Source organism: Variovorax sp. Varisp46, assembly GCF_059491885.1.
On sequence record NZ_CP168515.1, the window covers coordinates 5,321,167 to 5,337,838 of the forward strand.

The 16,672-nt window shown below is 60.6% G+C and carries 10 protein-coding genes, 2 tRNA genes and 3 rRNA genes; 8 read left to right on the forward strand and 7 right to left on the reverse strand.

Annotation, left to right across the window (positions count from 1 at the left end; all coding sequences use genetic code 11):
- Positions 1–9: 9 nt before the first annotated feature.
- From ACEN9N_RS25270 to ACEN9N_RS25280, 3 genes are read right to left on the reverse strand one after another with little or no spacing between them, the layout of a single operon-like run.
- Entirely contained in the window at positions 10–333 is a 324-nt protein-coding gene (locus ACEN9N_RS25270; RefSeq protein ID WP_413315052.1) for a 2Fe-2S iron-sulfur cluster-binding protein, read from the reverse strand.
- 11 nt (positions 334–344) lie between these two features.
- Positions 345–1,790 carry a glutamine synthetase family protein gene (locus ACEN9N_RS25275; RefSeq protein WP_495654789.1) on the reverse strand — a complete coding sequence of 482 codons (1,446 nt, stop codon included), beginning with the start codon at positions 1,788–1,790 and terminating at the stop codon, positions 345–347.
- Positions 1,791–1,799: 9 nt separating this feature from the next.
- The gene (locus ACEN9N_RS25280; protein ID WP_495654790.1) at positions 1,800–3,134 is read right to left on the reverse strand and encodes an aromatic ring-hydroxylating dioxygenase subunit alpha; all 1,335 of its coding nucleotides are present in this window, start codon (positions 3,132–3,134) and stop codon (positions 1,800–1,802) included.
- 262 nt (positions 3,135–3,396) lie between these two features.
- Between ACEN9N_RS25280 and ACEN9N_RS25285 the strand changes: the two genes are divergently transcribed.
- On the forward strand, positions 3,397–4,131 hold the full coding sequence (locus ACEN9N_RS25285; protein WP_413315055.1) for a GntR family transcriptional regulator: 735 nt from the start codon (positions 3,397–3,399) through the stop codon (positions 4,129–4,131).
- Between the two features lie 87 nt (positions 4,132–4,218).
- On the opposite strand, the gene ACEN9N_RS25290 is transcribed toward ACEN9N_RS25285, so the two are convergent.
- On the reverse strand, positions 4,219–5,718 hold the full coding sequence (locus tag ACEN9N_RS25290) for an amidase (protein ID WP_495654791.1): 1,500 nt from the start codon (positions 5,716–5,718) through the stop codon (positions 4,219–4,221).
- Between the two features lie 105 nt (positions 5,719–5,823).
- On the reverse strand, positions 5,824–6,630 hold the full coding sequence (locus ACEN9N_RS25295; RefSeq protein WP_007838270.1) for a metallophosphoesterase: 807 nt from the start codon (positions 6,628–6,630) through the stop codon (positions 5,824–5,826).
- 80 nt (positions 6,631–6,710) lie between these two features.
- On the opposite strand from ACEN9N_RS25295, the gene ACEN9N_RS25300 reads away from it, so the two are divergent.
- Positions 6,711–6,929, forward strand: a complete 219-nt coding sequence (locus ACEN9N_RS25300; protein ID WP_042674327.1) for a hypothetical protein — start codon at positions 6,711–6,713, stop codon at positions 6,927–6,929.
- Positions 6,930–6,938: 9 nt separating this feature from the next.
- Here ACEN9N_RS25300 and ACEN9N_RS25305 read toward each other — a convergent pair whose 3' ends face one another.
- Positions 6,939–7,919, reverse strand: a complete 981-nt coding sequence (locus tag ACEN9N_RS25305) for a LysR family transcriptional regulator (protein WP_413315058.1) — start codon at positions 7,917–7,919, stop codon at positions 6,939–6,941.
- Positions 7,920–8,042: 123 nt separating this feature from the next.
- Here ACEN9N_RS25305 and ACEN9N_RS25310 point away from each other — a divergent pair, with 123 nt between their 5' ends.
- The 6 genes from ACEN9N_RS25310 (at position 8,043) to rrf (ending at position 14,606) form a co-directional block, all read left to right on the forward strand.
- On the forward strand, positions 8,043–8,585 hold the full coding sequence (locus ACEN9N_RS25310) for a hypothetical protein (protein WP_007838266.1): 543 nt from the start codon (positions 8,043–8,045) through the stop codon (positions 8,583–8,585).
- A 766-nt stretch (positions 8,586–9,351) separates the two neighbouring features.
- A 16S ribosomal RNA gene (locus tag ACEN9N_RS25315) occupies positions 9,352–10,886 on the forward strand.
- Between the two features lie 90 nt (positions 10,887–10,976).
- Positions 10,977–11,053, forward strand: a tRNA-Ile gene (locus tag ACEN9N_RS25320).
- Between the two features lie 39 nt (positions 11,054–11,092).
- Positions 11,093–11,168: transfer RNA gene (locus tag ACEN9N_RS25325), tRNA-Ala, on the forward strand.
- Positions 11,169–11,489: 321 nt separating this feature from the next.
- Positions 11,490–14,365 (forward strand): 23S ribosomal RNA (locus ACEN9N_RS25330).
- A gap of 128 nt (positions 14,366–14,493) precedes the next feature.
- Positions 14,494–14,606 (forward strand): 5S ribosomal RNA (gene rrf, locus ACEN9N_RS25335).
- The 16S, 23S and 5S rRNA genes sit together here with 2 tRNA genes alongside, the layout of an rRNA operon.
- Before the next feature lie 174 nt (positions 14,607–14,780).
- On the opposite strand, the gene ACEN9N_RS25340 is transcribed toward rrf, so the two are convergent.
- Positions 14,781–16,652 carry a phosphoenolpyruvate carboxykinase (GTP) gene (locus ACEN9N_RS25340; RefSeq protein WP_478180536.1) on the reverse strand — a complete coding sequence of 624 codons (1,872 nt, stop codon included), beginning with the start codon at positions 16,650–16,652 and terminating at the stop codon, positions 14,781–14,783.
- Positions 16,653–16,672 lie beyond the last annotated feature (20 nt).

Sequence of the window (16,672 nt, forward strand, 5' to 3'; positions counted from 1 at the left end):
AGCCGCGCTTCAGATCTGGGTATCGGGCACGCGCACCGTGAGGCCATCGAAGGCCGTGGTGATGTTGAGCTGGCAGCTCAGGCGCGAGCCAGGCTTGCGCTCGGAGGCGACGGCGTCGAGCAGCGCGCTCTCCATGTCGTCGGGCGGCGGCAGCAGGTCGATGAAGGCGTCGTCCACGTAGACGTGGCAGGTGGCGCAGGAGCAGCAGCCGCCGCACTCGGCGTCGATGCCGCGCACGTTGCCGCGAATGGCGGTCTCCATCACGCTGGCGCCGACCTTGGCGTCGACCGCGCGCGTGGCGCCGTCCTTGAGGATGTAGTGGATCGTGGGCATGGGTCTCGGGGCTAGAACATGTCGAAATACTCTCGGTGCTCCCATTCCGAGACCTCGAGGTTGAAGCGGGCGATCTCCGCTTCCTTGATGTGGCAGAGGTAGTCGACGAAGGTCTTGCCCATCTGCGCGTTGAGCATTTCGTCGCGGCGCAGGCAGGCCAGCGCCTCGCCCAACGAGCGCGGCAGTTGTTCGGCCGGCGTTTCGTAAGGCGCGTCGGCCGAAGGGCCGGGGTCGGTCTTGTGGTGGATGCCGTCCAGGCCCGAGAACAGCTGCGACGCAAGGTACAGGTACGGATTGGCCGTCGGCTCGCCCACGCGGTTCTCGATGCGCGAGGCGTTCTGCCCCACGCCGCCGAGTACGCGAAGCATCGCGCCGCGGTTGTCGCGTGCCCAGATCGCACGGTCGGGCGCGAGCGAGAAGGGGCGGTAGCGCCGGTAGCCGTTGATGGTGGGGCTCGCCAGCGCCGCCGCGCCGCAGGCGTGCGCCTTCAGGCCCCCGAGGTAGTGCATGCCGATTTCGCTCAGGGTCTGGCCCTCGGCCTGCGGCATGAACGCGTTCACACCGTCGCTCTTGCGGCGCAGCGACTGGTGCAGGTGCCAGCCGCTGGACATCACGTTCGGAATCTTCGGGCGGCACATGAAGGTGGCATGCAGGCCGGCGCGCTGGCAGATCTGCTTGATGGCGCTGCGCAGCAGCACCATGGTGTCGGCGGGCATCACGCCGGCGGTGGGGCCGAAGGTCAACTCGAACTGGCTCGGGCCGAACTCGATCTCGAGCGAACGCAGCGGCAGGCCGAGCGCGATGAGGTTCGAGCGCAGCAGCTCCATCAGCGTGTCGACGCGGTCGTAGCGCAGCTCGGTGAGGTACTGGTGCCCGTGCGACAGCAGCGACACGCGCGGCGGCTCGCCCGGCTGGCCCGAATCGGCCAGGCCCATGCGTGCGTCGTCCAGCTTGAAGACGTGGAACTCGACCTCGAGGCCGGCGATGAAATCGAGCCCCAGCGTGTCGAGCTGGCGCACCGCGCGCTGCAGGATCTGCCGCGTCGCGAAGGGGCAGGGCGTGCCGTCGGCCATGTAGGCGTCGCACATCACCCAGCCGGTGCGCGGCGACCACGGCAGGATCTTGAAGGTGGCGGGGTCGGCCACGATGGTGAAGTCGGCGCCGCCCTGCAGGCCTTCGATGGCGAAGCCGCCGCCTTGCGTGAACACCGGAAACACGGTCTTGTGCGAGGTGTCCTTGGCCAGCAGCGTGGAGGTGAGGTTCACGCCTTCCCATAGCGCCGAGCGCGCCTCGGCGGCAACGAGCGTCTTGCCGCGCAGGATGCCGTGCTGGTCGGGCCAGGCGAAGCGGACGAGGTCGACCTCGCCGCTGTCGATGCGGCGCACCAGTTCCCTGGCTTGCGCGTGCTGGTCGTCGGACCAGAGACCGAAGCGGTCGACGAATGTGTGGCTGGTCATGGCGCGTGCTCAGGCAGCGAGCCGTGCGGAGGCCCAGTCGGACTTCAGGCGGCGCGCGCGGTCGGCGTCCTGCCAGTAGGCCTCGGTGGCGGCTTCGTCGCTGACGTTGCGGCCGATGCCGTCGATGGAGGGCGGCCCGGTCATCGCGCTGGCCTGTGCCGCGTCGATGAGCATCGGCGCGCTCTCGCCGGCCAGCGTGGCCTCGATGGCCTTCACCAGCACGCGGCGGTAGGCAATGATCCCCTTGTCGGTGCTGCCCAGGTGTTCGCGCGTGCGGTCCTGGATCGGGCCCTGCGATTCCACCGCCCATTGGTCGTGCACGTTGATGTCGTCGCCCATGCCGGTGTAGGTTTCGGTCAGCTGCTCCTCGATGCTGTAGCCGTAGTTGTTGCGCTTGTTCTTGCGCGAGGTGTAGTCGGGCAGCTCGTAGAGCTTCAGGCGCTGGTCGCGCATCTGCTGCTTGTCGACCGGGCCGGTGAAGCTGGTGAAGATGGCGTACCAGTAGCAGTGCGTGTCGTCCACCGGCACGTGCCATTGCGAGATGGTCATCTCTGCGCTCATCGGGATCACGAAGGCCTGCGGGAACACCACGTTGGTCACGCGCACGTGGGTGGTGTCTTCGGACAGCTTGCGCAGCGCCTTCAGGCGAAAGCCGTAGTCGGTGGGCTCGACGCTGATGTCGGGCCGGTCGTACTCGCGCAGTACCTTGGTGATGGGCATGTCGGAGTCGGCCGAGGCGCCGCGGAACTGCTTGCCGTAGCTCCCGGAGGTGTCCTCGTCCTCGAAGAAGCGGTGCAGGTACGAGGCGTGTGCCGGGTCGATGCCCACTTCGAGCGCCTGCAGCCAGTTGCACTCGAACAGGCCCTTGAAGGCGAAGGTGTGGCTGTCTGGCGCGACGAAGCAGTCGAACTCGGGAAAGGCGGGGGGCTCGCCCTCGCCGATGTAGGCGAAGACCACGCCGCTCTTCTCGACCACCGGATAGGCCGACTGCTTGATGCGGCTGCACAGCTTGCTGGTGGCGGGCTCGGCCGGGGTCTCGAGGCAGTTGCCCTTGGCGTCGAACAGCCAGCCGTGGAAGGCGCAGCGGATGCCGCCGTTTTCGAGCCGGCCGAAGGCGAGGTCGGCGCCGCGGTGCGGGCAGTCGCGGTCGAGCATGCCGAGCTGGCCGCTCTCGTCACGGAACAGGACGAAGTCCTGCCCCATGAGCTTCACCGGCTTGACCGGGCGCGGGCCCGCCAGTTCGTCGACCAGGGCCACCGGCTGCCAGTAGCGGCGCAGCAGCTTGCCGGCGGGGGCGCCGGGTCCGACGCGGGTGAGAAAAACGTTCTGCTCTGCGCTGATCATCGTGCGGGCTCCATCGTGGGGACTGTGGAAAGAGGCTTGCATTCATTGCATGCAACTGTATGCATTCTCTTGGTGATCCTCGATCCAGGTCAAACTTTCATCTGCGATTCAGCCCCAATCTGGGGCTTGGGAAGGCAAAAATCAGGGTAAATGCTGAGCATATCGTCGGTTCTTGACACTTGTCTCTTAGTTGTGCATGCAACATCCGAGCCAGGCTAAATATGCTGCGTGCAATGGCGGGCGTGTCTCCTAGAATTCGTGGATGGACTCCCAACAATCCCGCGTGCTCGTGCAACTGCGCGACATGATCCTCAAGGGCGAATTCGGGCCCGGAGAGCGGCTGGCCGAGATCCCGCTGGCCGAGAAGCTCGAAGCCTCGCGCACTCCGGTGCGGCTGGCACTGGCCAGCCTGGAGCACGAAGGGCTGATCGAGCAGTCGCCCTCGGGCGGCTACCAGATGCGCCGCTTCACCTCGCAGGAAGTGGCCGACGCCATTCGCGTGCGCGGCGTGATCGAAGGCTTCGCGGCGCGCCTGTTGGCCGAGGACGGTGCGCCGCGCCAGCTGCTGCGCGACCTGAAGGATTGCCTGGAAGCCGGCGACCGCGCGGTGAACAAGCCCAGCATGGAGATCGACGACTACGCGGCCTACGTCGAGATGAACGACCGCTTCCACAAGCTGATCGTCGACGGATGCGGCAACCTCGCGCTCAAGCGCGTGATGGACATGCTGGGCGGCCAGCCTTTCGCCGCGCCGAGCGCCATGCTGCCAATGCAGTCGTCCATGGAAGAGGGCCAGCAGTGGATGCGTCAGGCGCACCGCACGCACCACGCGATGGTGCAGGCCATCGAGCGCGGCCAGGGCTCGCGGGCGCAGGCGCTGGGCGAAGAGCACGTCGAGATCGCGCGCATGAACCTCGACTACGCGCTGGAGCGGCCGGAGCTGGCGGCCGAGCTGATGCCCGGCATTCGCCTGGTGTCCAAGGGCCGCGGCGCCTGAGCGGGCAAGGGCTGTTTCGCCGATTCGTCGGCATCCGCTGCGCCTGCCAGGACTCGCGAAGAGGCCGTCGCGCAGGCGGGTGCCGTATCAGCTGCTGAGAGCGCGCCGCGGCGTCACCACGGCTTCCACCGCCGCGCCAACCGCGAGCAGCCGGTGGTCGGTGTTGCCGATGCCGGCCACCATCAGCCCGACCGGCGCCGTGCCGACGTCGTGGCAAGGTACCGAGAGCGCGCAGCCGTCGAACAGATTCACCACGGAGGGGTTGCGCAGCATGCGGGCATTGATACGGTAGTAGGTGTCGTCGTCCTTCAGCACGTCGGCGATCGGTGGTGCGGTGTCGGGCGTGGTGGGCATCAGCATGGCGTCGTAGCCGGCGGCCGCCGTGTTGATCGAGCGGATGAACTGGCGGCGCAGCGCCTGCAGCTGCAGGTAGTCGGGCGCGGTGATGGTTTCGCCTGTCTTGATGCGGGCGAGCACGCGCGGGTCGTACTTTGCGGCGGCGCTCTTGATGAAATCGCGGTGCCAGGCGAAGGCCTCGGCGGCGGTGATCATGCCGCGCGGGTTGATGGTCGGCGCCTTCGCGAACTCGGCCATGGGCAGTTCGGTGACCGTGGCGCCGGCGGCCGAGAGCTTGGCCAGCGCCGACGCGAAGGCCGCGGCCACGGGCGGCGACAGGTCGTCCTGGAAAAAGGTCTTGGGCACCGCGAAACGCAGGCCGCGCAGCGGCAGCACGCGCAGTGGGCGCGGCAGTTCGGCGGCCAGCACGGAGTCGAGCAGGGCGCAATCTTCCACCGTCCAGGCCATCGGTCCGGCCGAGTCGAAGGAGGTCGACAACGGCATCACGCCGTCCAGCGGAATGCGCCGCTGTGTCGGCTTGAAGCCCACGAGCCCGTTGAGGGCGGCCGGAATGCGCAGCGAGCCGCCCGTGTCGGTGCCGATGGCGCCGGCTGCCATGCCGTCGGCCACCGAGATCGCGCCGCCCGAAGTCGAGCCGCCCGGGATGCGGCCGGTCGCGCGGTCGTAGACGTTCTTCGGTGTGCCGTAGTTCGGGTTGATGCCGAGGCCGGTGTAGGCGAACTCGACTGTATTGGTGCGCCCGATGATGATCGCGCCGGCGCGCCGCAGCCGCTCGACCACGAGGGCATCGCGCGCGGCCGGCGGCTGGCCGGCCAGCACTGTCGAGCCGCCGAGCGTGGTGATGCCGGTTTCGTCGAACAGGTCCTTGAGCGAGATCGGGATGCCGGCGATCGGCGAAGCGGCCGCGCGGCCGTTCTTGCGTTCGGTGTCGAGCTGCGCCGCAGCGGCGCGGGCCGAGTCGGCGTGCACGCGTATGAAGGTTCGAGCGCCTTCGCCGGCCGGGTTCTGGATGGCGGCCAGCGCTTCCTCCACCAGTTGGCTGCTGCTGAGGGAGCCGGCGGCGAGGCGGCGTGACATCTCGGCCATCGACAACTGACCCATGGCCTTGCCCGCGCCTTCGCCCGGACCCTGGGCGAAAGCCCGGGGCCAGACACCCAGCAGGCCGGTGGCAGCGGCGGCGCCCGCGGTCTGTTTCAGGAAAGTGCGTCGTTGTTCTTGCTGTTGCGTCATGGCGCTCTCCTCCATCGGTGAGATGGGCTCGGATCAGTCTACACAGCGGCAGTGGCGCGTACGTTGCCGGCCGTTACCGTGTTACAGCGCGTGCCGATGTTCTTTTCAGCGCACGTCGATCAGCAGGTGGGGTCTGAAGCCCTCCTGCTCGCCATTTCGCGCGTAGCCCAGCGGATTGGCTACCACGCGGCAACCATTCTTCACATAGTCGGAAGGGCAATGCAGATGACCGTGCAGCCACAGCTTGGCGTGGGGCAGCAGTTCGTCCAGCGCATTGCAGAAACCGGCCGTGCCGGGCGTCAGGCCGTAGCGCGGGTCGCCGCTCTCGAGACTGGGTGCGAAGTGGGTGATGGCCACCGTGGTGCCGTCGAAAGGCTCGGCCAGCGCCTCGGTGAGCCAGGCCTGGCAGGCCAGCGCCTGGTCCCGCAGCTGGGGGGCGAGGAAGAGTTCGCCGTTACGCATGGTGGCCGCTTTTTCAAGGTAGAAATCGGCCGCGCGCATCGCCTTGCCGCGTTTCTTGAGCGCCTCGGCCAGGCTGTCGGCGGGTTCGGCCAGCGCGTCGAAATCAGCCCACAGCGTCGTGCCGACAAAGCGGATGCCGTCGATCACCCGCGTTTTGCGCTCCAGCCAGAGGATGTCGAGCTCCTCGCAGAGTGCGCGCAGGCGGCCGTGGGTCTCGTCGAAATCGAGGTTGTCGTATTCATGGTTGCCTGGCACATAGACCACCGGCACCGGCCAGCCGTTGCGGGGCGAAAATCGGCCCAGGCCGAAGTCGGCATCGGTCAGGCGGGAGCCCTGCTGGTAGGAGCCGATGTCGCCCGCAAGGATCAGCATGTCGGCACCCGGCACGGGCTCGGCATGGAAGCGGGGATGGGACTCCAGGTGCAGGTCGGAGAGCAGTTGAAGCTTCATCGTCGGGGCAGTCTAGGTGAATTGCCCCATGCATGAAGCGCATAAGGCTTGGCTTGAATTACTAGGGATAACCCTTATTCTTGAACCATCAACCACTCCAGCGCCGCCACGAGCCGCGCACCGTCATGTTCAGCCTCATTGCCCAAGTGGCCCGTTTCTTCCGTTCCACCGCTGCCAACGCCCCGGCCAGCCATGCCGCCGCGCTGATGGAAAGCGCCGACATGCGCGCCGGCCGTGGAGCCCACCACGCGCAGGAACTGCGCGCCGCCGCCTCGGCCTGGCTCAGCGTCGTTCGCTGATCTCTCCGGTCAGCCGGGCACCTTCTGCCCAAGGACCGACCCGGCGAAAGCCGCGGCTGCCGAGCGCAACAACGCCGTTCGCAGCCATTCGTGCGCATGCCCGTGCTGGGCGCGCCGGTGCCAGATGGCATCCACATGCACCGGCGGCTGGTCGAAGGGCAGGTCGCGCAGCACCAACTGGTCGTCGATGCCGGTCACGGTCACGAAGTGGCGCGGCAGCACTGTCAGCAGGTCAGAGTTGGCGACCACCCGTCCCGCCGTGAAGAACTGGTTCACCGTCACCACGATGCGCCGCTCACGGCCCAGGGCGCCCAGCGTCTGGTCGATGAAGCCGTATGGCCGCCCCGAAAAACTCACCAGCAGGTGCCGCGCCGCGCAATAGTCGTCGAGCGTAAGGGGCGCATTGGCCAGGGGGTGCCCGCGCCGCATCACGCATACATACTGGCCCAGGTAGAGCCGCTGGGTTTCAAACGCGACCCCCACGCCGGACTGCCCGCGCGCCGCGAGGCTCGCGATCACTGCCGGGAAATAGCCGACGGCCACATCCACCTCTTCCAGTTCCAGCATGCGGCGGGGGTCGCGCGTGGTCAGCGGGAGCACGCGCAGCGAGATGGCAGGCGCCTCCTTTTCGGCGATCTGTACCAGTCCGGGGACCAGTTCGGCCGCGGTGGCATCGGCCATCGCTAATAGGAAGGTGGTGTCGGCAACCCCTGCATCGAACTCGCCGGGAGCCAGCGTGTGCTGCAGCTGGCGCAAAGCGTCGCGCACTGTCGGCCACAGCGCCAGCGCGCGCGGCGTGGGTTCGACGCCGGCGCCGGAGCGGCGCACTAGCTCGTCTCCCAGCACTTCGCGCAGGCGCCTCAGTGCGTTGCTCACCGCCGGTTGCGTGATCGAGAGGTTGCGGGCGGCGCGCGTGAGGTTGCGCTCCGCCATCACTTCGTCGAAGACGCGAAGCAGGTTGAGGTCGAGCGTGCGAAAGTTGACATCCATCAATCCTGTGAATGATAAACATCAGAAAGATAAAGTTGATGCACACTAGGGTAAGCCCTAATATCACTGCATCGGCCTTGTTCGCCACCACTGATTACCACACTGTCCCAGGAGGGATGCATCATGACCAGCTTCGTTCACGTTGACCAACCTACTGTCCACCCCGGCGTGCGTCGCGCCGAAGTCATGTTCGGCCAGATCCAGGCCGCTCGCGCCGGCGTCAACGGCGCCCGCCCGCTCGTCGCGCTGCTGATCGTCGCCATCGCGGCGGCGGTGCTGGTGGTGACCGACTCCCTCGTTTCCAATTGGAACGAAGGCGGCCTGCTCGCTGTCTGGGCCGTGTTCTGCCTCACTGCCATTGCCTTGTTCGCGCTGTTCGCAGGCTCGGTGCGCCAAAGCAGCATCGCTGGTGCCTGGCGCGCTGCCGCCGAACGCCGCGCCGCTGCCCGTGCCGACGCCCGCTTCCTGGAAACTGCCCAGAACGACCCGCGCATCATGCAAGAGCTGCAGGCTGCGATGTGGCGCCAGCAATCGGAAGGCACAGTGCCTGCCGCCGAAGCTGCCAAGATCGACGCACTGGCCCGCACCAGCGCCCGCTCGCAGCAAGTGCGCATGCCCACGCTGTATGAAGCGATGCGCCGCATGAACAGCTCGCGCTATTACTAAGCAGCAACCTGCTGAATGCGAAAGCCGCTCTTGAGCGGCTTTTTTCTTGTCTGTATGGAAAGAGGTGGACTCGTTCACCTGAAGGGGAGGAAGCCCTCGATGACTTTCGGAAGGCTTCTTTGAAGGCCGAGCGAAAAAATCCCCGAAGGTTGACGATGCGGGCAAAAACGATGCATAATCGAAGGCTGCGCTGACAACGCCTTCGGGTGTTATGAGTAGGCCGTCCTCCTAGGAGTTCTGCTTGCGAGTCGGCAAAGAAAGTCTTCAAAAAGTTTGACTGGTCTTAAAAAACCGGTGCATAATCGAAGGCTTCGCTGAAACGGCTTCAGTGGTTTGCAATGAAAGTTGCGGGTTGCGATGAAGGGCTGGTTGAAAGCGAAAAGGGTTGAAAAAGTTTGGTGAGACTTCAAAAGTCGTGCTAGACTACAAGGCTCCGCTGAAACGGCTTCAGCAGCTTGCAACGAAGGTTGCGGGGTGCGAATAAAGAAGATGTTGAAAGCGAAAAAAGTTTGACGATTCTTTAAAAATCGTGATAGACTACAAGGCTTCGCTGATCGCAGCAAAGCAAAACGAAGCAGACGAAAGTTGCTTCGGGGTTCGTTAAAAATTTACAGCCGATAAGCGTGGGCGTTTGAAGGTAATTGCGTAAGTTCTTCGGAACAAGTCGCAAGACTTAAAAACGCTCATGAGATAGAAGTGAAGTTCACTTTAATTCTTTTTTTATGAGTTTTGCTTGACCGCGAGGTCAGGCGCAAAAATCAAGATCGAACTATAGAGTTTGATCCTGGCTCAGATTGAACGCTGGCGGCATGCCTTACACATGCAAGTCGAACGGCAGCGCGGGAGCAATCCTGGCGGCGAGTGGCGAACGGGTGAGTAATACATCGGAACGTGCCCAATCGTGGGGGATAACGCAGCGAAAGCTGTGCTAATACCGCATACGATCTACGGATGAAAGCAGGGGATCGCAAGACCTTGCGCGAATGGAGCGGCCGATGGCAGATTAGGTAGTTGGTGAGGTAAAGGCTCACCAAGCCTTCGATCTGTAGCTGGTCTGAGAGGACGACCAGCCACACTGGGACTGAGACACGGCCCAGACTCCTACGGGAGGCAGCAGTGGGGAATTTTGGACAATGGGCGCAAGCCTGATCCAGCCATGCCGCGTGCAGGATGAAGGCCTTCGGGTTGTAAACTGCTTTTGTACGGAACGAAACGGCCTTTTCTAATAAAGAGGGCTAATGACGGTACCGTAAGAATAAGCACCGGCTAACTACGTGCCAGCAGCCGCGGTAATACGTAGGGTGCAAGCGTTAATCGGAATTACTGGGCGTAAAGCGTGCGCAGGCGGTTATGTAAGACAGTTGTGAAATCCCCGGGCTCAACCTGGGAACTGCATCTGTGACTGCATAGCTAGAGTACGGTAGAGGGGGATGGAATTCCGCGTGTAGCAGTGAAATGCGTAGATATGCGGAGGAACACCGATGGCGAAGGCAATCCCCTGGACCTGTACTGACGCTCATGCACGAAAGCGTGGGGAGCAAACAGGATTAGATACCCTGGTAGTCCACGCCCTAAACGATGTCAACTGGTTGTTGGGTCTTCACTGACTCAGTAACGAAGCTAACGCGTGAAGTTGACCGCCTGGGGAGTACGGCCGCAAGGTTGAAACTCAAAGGAATTGACGGGGACCCGCACAAGCGGTGGATGATGTGGTTTAATTCGATGCAACGCGAAAAACCTTACCCACCTTTGACATGTACGGAATTCGCCAGAGATGGCTTAGTGCTCGAAAGAGAACCGTAACACAGGTGCTGCATGGCTGTCGTCAGCTCGTGTCGTGAGATGTTGGGTTAAGTCCCGCAACGAGCGCAACCCTTGTCATTAGTTGCTACATTCAGTTGGGCACTCTAATGAGACTGCCGGTGACAAACCGGAGGAAGGTGGGGATGACGTCAAGTCCTCATGGCCCTTATAGGTGGGGCTACACACGTCATACAATGGCTGGTACAAAGGGTTGCCAACCCGCGAGGGGGAGCTAATCCCATAAAACCAGTCGTAGTCCGGATCGCAGTCTGCAACTCGACTGCGTGAAGTCGGAATCGCTAGTAATCGTGGATCAGAATGTCACGGTGAATACGTTCCCGGGTCTTGTACACACCGCCCGTCACACCATGGGAGCGGGTTCTGCCAGAAGTAGTTAGCTTAACCGCAAGGAGGGCGATTACCACGGCAGGGTTCGTGACTGGGGTGAAGTCGTAACAAGGTAGCCGTATCGGAAGGTGCGGCTGGATCACCTCCTTTCTGGAAACAAGCAATTTAATTTAAACGCCCACACTTATCGGTTGTTGGAAGAAGTCGGTTGTCTTCATTTTTTGAAGATGATTGGCGAATGGGTCTGTAGCTCAGCTGGTTAGAGCACCGTCTTGATAAGGCGGGGGTCGTTGGTTCGAGCCCAACTAGACCCACCAAATCTTCCTGTGACGCGTTTGGAACATTGAAGTGTTCACGGGGGATTAGCTCAGCTGGGAGAGCACCTGCTTTGCAAGCAGGGGGTCGTCGGTTCGATCCCGTCATCCTCCACCAATAACGATACTTAATTCAACACCAAAGCGGCTTCGTGTGAAAGCATGAGGCTTCTTTGTTGTTGATCAAGATCTCTTGATCAATCGGCTGTTCTTTAAAAATTCATAGAGTCGAATCAGCGCTGCTGATGGAAACTGCACATTCGTAAAGGTTTAGTGCAGACCGTGCCATCAGCAGCATAGAATTTTTGATTGCGTCAAAAGAAACTTCAATTTCGAGTCAAATCGAATTTTGAATGTAACGGCATAACGCGCCAGGTGAAAGACCTGGTAATTCCTTGAAACGATTTTGGATCTCCGCGAGGAGAGCTCAAAGTTATAGGGTCAAGTGAATAAGAGCACGTGGTGGATGCCTTGGCAATGATAGGCGACGAAGGACGTGATAGCCTGCGATAAGCTTCGGGGAGCTGGCAAATTAGCTTTGATCCGGAGATTTCCGAATGGGGAAACCCACCTGCAAAGGTATCGCATGATGAATACATAGTCATGCGAGGCGAACCGGGTGAACTGAAACATCTCAGTAGCTCGAGGAAAAGACATCAACCGAGATTCCGAAAGTAGTGGCGAGCGAAATCGGAGAAGCCTGTTAGTGATAGCACAAGACATAACGGAACAGCTTGGAAAGGCTGGCCATAGCGGGTGATAGCCCCGTACGTGAAATGACCTGTGTGGTACTGAGCTAACGACAAGTAGGGCGGGACACGAGAAATCCTGTCTGAATATGGGGGGACCATCCTCCAAGGCTAAATACTCATCATTGACCGATAGTGAACTAGTACCGTGAGGGAAAGGCGAAAAGAACCCCGGGAGGGGAGTGAAATAGATCCTGAAACCGCGTGCTTACAAAAAGTAGGAGCCTCGTAAGGGGTGACTGCGTACCTTTTGTATAATGGGTCAGCGACTTACATTCAGTGGCAAGGTTAACCGAATAGGGAAGCCGTAGAGAAATCGAGTCCGAATAGGGCGATCAGTCGCTGGGTGTAGACCCGAAACCAAGTGATCTATCCATGGCCAGGATGAAGGTGCCGTAACAGGTACTGGAGGTCCGAACCGACTAGTGTTGCAAAACTAGCGGATGAGCTGTGGATAGGGGTGAAAGGCTAAACAAACTTGGAAATAGCTGGTTCTCTCCGAAAACTATTTAGGTAGTGCCTCAAGTATTACCATCGGGGGTAGAGCACTGTTTTGGCTAGGGGGTCATGGCGACTTACCAAACCAAGGCAAACTCCGAATACCGATGAGTACAGCTTGGGAGACAGAGCACCGGGTGCTAACGTCCGGACTCAAGAGGGAAACAACCCAGACCGCCAGCTAAGGTCCCTAAAATTGGCTAAGTGGGAAACGAAGTGGGAAGGCTAAAACAGTCAGGATGTTGGCTTAGAAGCAGCCATCATTTAAAGAAAGCGTAATAGCTCACTGATCGAGTCGTCCTGCGCGGAAGATGTAACGGGGCTAAGCCAGTTACCGAAGCTGCGGATTTGCAATTTATTGCAAGTGGTAGGAGAGCGTTCTGTAAGCCTGTGAAGGTGCGTTGTAAAGCGTGCTGGAGGTATCAGAAGTGCGAATGCTGACATGAGTAGCGTTAAAGGGGGTGAAAAGCCCCCTCGCCGTAAGCGCAAGGTTTTCTACGCAACGTTCATCGGCGTAGAGTGAGTCGGCCCCTAAGGCGAGGCAGAGATGCGTAGCTGATGGGAAACAGGTCAATATTCCTGTACCGATTGTTAGTGCGATGTGGGGACGGATCTTAATAGGTCATCCAGTTATTGGATTATTCTGGTTTAGTTGGATGTAGGCGTGCATTAGGCAAATCCGGTGCACATATACCGAGGCCAACGATCGAGCGGACTTGTCCGTGAAGTGACTGAACGAGGTTCCAGGAAAAGCCACTAAGCTTCAGCTAACAACGACCGTACCGCAAACCGACACTGGTGCGCGAGATGAGTATTCTAAGGCGCTTGAGAGAACTCAGGAGAAGGAACTCGGCAAATTGACACCGTAACTTCGGAAGAAGGTGTGCCCTATTAGTGTGTAGTGAACAACGAAGCATGAATGGGTTGCAAAAAATCGGTGGCTGCGACTGTTTATTAAAAACACAGCACTCTGCAAACACGAAAGTGGACGTATAGGGTGTGACGCCTGCCCGGTGCTGGAAGATTAAATGATGGGGTGCAAGCTCTTGATTGAAGTCCCAGTAAACGGCGGCCGTAACTATAACGGTCCTAAGGTAGCGAAATTCCTTGTCGGGTAAGTTCCGACCTGCACGAATGGCGTAACGATGGCCACACTGTCTCCTCCTGAGACTCAGCGAAGTTGAAATGTTTGTGATGATGCAATCTCCCCGCGGAAAGACGGAAAGACCCCATGAACCTTTACTGTAGCTTTGTATTGGACTTTGAACAGATCTGTGTAGGATAGGTGGGAGGCTTTGAAGCAGGGTCGCTAGATCTTGTGGAGCCAACGTTGAAATACCACCCTGGTGTGTTTGAGGTTCTAACCTAGGTCCATTATCTGGATCGGGGACAGTGCATGGTAGGCAGTTTGACTGGGGCGGTCTCCTCCCAAAGCGTAACGGAGGAGTTCGAAGGTACGCTAGTTACGGTCGGACATCGTGACGATAGTGCAATGGCATAAGCGTGCTTAACTGCGAGACTGACAAGTCGAGCAGATGCGAAAGCAGGACATAGTGATCCGGTGGTTCTGTATGGAAGGGCCATCGCTCAACGGATAAAAGGTACTCTGGGGATAACAGGCTGATACCGCCCAAGAGTTCATATCGACGGCGGTGTTTGGCACCTCGATGTCGGCTCATCTCATCCTGGGGCTGTAGCCGGTCCCAAGGGTATGGCTGTTCGCCATTTAAAGAGGTACGTGAGCTGGGTTTAAAACGTCGTGAGACAGTTTGGTCCCTATCTTCCGTGGGCGCTGCAGATTTGAGGAAGCCTGCTCCTAGTACGAGAGGACCGGAGTGGACACACCTCTGGTGTATCGGTTGTCACGCCAGTGGCATTGCCGAGTAGCTAAGTGTGGAAGAGATAACCGCTGAAAGCATCTAAGCGGGAAACTCGTTTCAAGATGAGATCTGCCGGGGCCTTGAGCCCCCTGAAGAGTCGTTCAAGACCAGGACGTTGATAGGTCAGGTGTGGAAGCGCAGTAATGCGTTAAGCTAACTGATACTAATTGCTCGTGCGGCTTGACCCTATAACTTTGATCAATCCGATCAAGGTGTTATGCCAAGTTGACGCATTCAAAATAATTCGCCACAAGCTGATTCCAAACTCTATGAATTCGTTCTCTTGATCATGTGATCAACAGAACAACCCTTTATGCCTGATGACCATAGCGAGTTGGTCCCACTCCTTCCCATCCCGAACAGGACAGTGAAACGACTCAGCGCCGATGATAGTGCGGGTTCCCGTGTGAAAGTAGGTCATCGTCAGGCTCTTACAGCCCAAAAAACCCCAGTCAGTGATCTGACTGGGGTTTTTTGCTTTGGGGAATTTGAAAATGGAAATGCAATGGGAATGGCGACACCGTCAATAACCAAACCGAACAGCCAATAAAAAAGCCCGATGGACAATCCACCGGGCTTTTTAGTTGGCGCAATCAGCGATTGTCAGGCTGCCAGACGCTGCTCGATCGCAGCCTTGGTTTCCGGCAATTCCTTCGGCAGATGGTGCTCGAGCTGCTTGAACAGCTCGGAGTGCAGCTTCAATTCAGCCTCCCACGCAGCCTTGTCGATGCTGGTCACGGTCGCGAACTGTTCGGCGCTGAAATTCAGGCCTGTCCAGTTCAGGTCCTCGTAGCGCGGGCTCACGCCAGTGATGTGCTCCACACCATTGGTCTTGCTGCCTTCGACCCGATCGATCATCCACTTCAGCACGCGCATGTTCTCGCCATAGCCAGGCCAGACGAACTTACCGTCCGCGCCCTTGCGGAACCAGTTGGTCGTATAGATCTTCGGCAGTTTGGCGCCCGAGGCTTCCAGTTTCTTGCCGAGATCGAGCCAGTGCTGGAAGTAGTCGCTCATGTTGTAGCCCATGAACGGCAGCATGGCGAACGGGTCGCGGCGCACGATGCCTTGCTGGCCAGCCGCGGCAGCGGTCGTCTCCGAACCCATGGTCGCGGCCATGTACACGCCTTCCACCCAGTTGCGGGCCTCGGTGACGAGCGGCACGGTGGTCGAGCGGCGGCCACCGAAGATGAAGGCATCGATCGTCACGCCCTTCGGGTCGTCCCACGCCTCGTCGAGCGCCGGGTTGTTGGTGGCCGCCACGGTGAAGCGGGCGTTCGGGTGCGCGGCCTTGGCACCGGTTTCCTTGGCGATCTGCGGCGTCCAATCCTTGCCCTGCCAGTCGATCAGGTGCGCTGGCAGCGCCTTGCCCGGTGCGTCCTGTTCCATGCCTTCCCACCACACATCGCCGTCGTCCGTGAGCGCGACGTTGGTGAAGATCACGCCGTCGTCCAGGCTGCGCATGCAGTTCGGATTCGTCAGCATGTTGGTGCCGGGGGCCACGCCAAAGTAGCCGGCCTCGGGGTTGATGGCACGCAGAGAGCCATCGGCCTGCGGTTTGATCCAGGCGATGTCGTCACCGATGGTCGTGACTTTCCAGCCTTCGAAGCCCGCCGGCGGCACCAGCATCGAGAAGTTCGTCTTGCCGCAGGCGCTCGGGAACGCCGCTGCGACGTGGTATTTCTTGCCTTCGGGATTCGTCACGCCGAGGATGAGCATGTGCTCAGCCAGCCAGCCTTCGTCGCGACCCATGTTCGAGGCGATGCGCAGGGCGAAGCACTTCTTGCCCAGCAGCGCGTTGCCGCCGTAGCCCGAGCCATAGCTCCAGATCTCGCGCGTCTCGGGATAGTGAACGATGTACTTGGTCTTGTTGCAGGGCCAGGACACGTCCTTCTGGCCGGCCTCGAGCGGCGCGCCCACGGTGTGCATGCAGGGCACGAATTCGCCATCGGCGCCCAGTACCTCGTACACGGCCTTGCCCATGCGGGTCATGATGCGCATGTTGACGGCCACATAGGGCGAGTCGGAGAGTTCGATGCCGATGTGGGCAATCGGCGAGCCCAGCGGGCCCATGCTGAACGGCACGACGTACATCGTGCGGCCCTTCATGCAGCCGTCGAACAGGGGCTGCAGCGTCGCGCGCATTTCGGCCGGGGCCATCCAGTTGTTGGTGGGTCCGGCGTTTTCCTTCTCCTGGGAGCAGATGAAAGTGCGGTCTTCGACGCGCGCAACGTCGCTCGGATCGGACACCGCGAGGAACGAGTTGGGGCGCTTGGCGGGGTTGAGCTTCTTGAAGGTGCCGGCGTCGACAAGTCGCTGGCAAAGGCGGTCGTATTCTTCCTTGCTCCCGTCGCACCAATGAATGGCTTCGGGTTTGCACAGCGCGGCCATGTCGGCCACCCAGGCAATCAATTTCGCGTTCTTGACGTATGAGGGCGTCTGAATGGTGAGGCCCTTCATCGTGGGTGCGTTCATCGGAAAATCTCCTAAGTTGA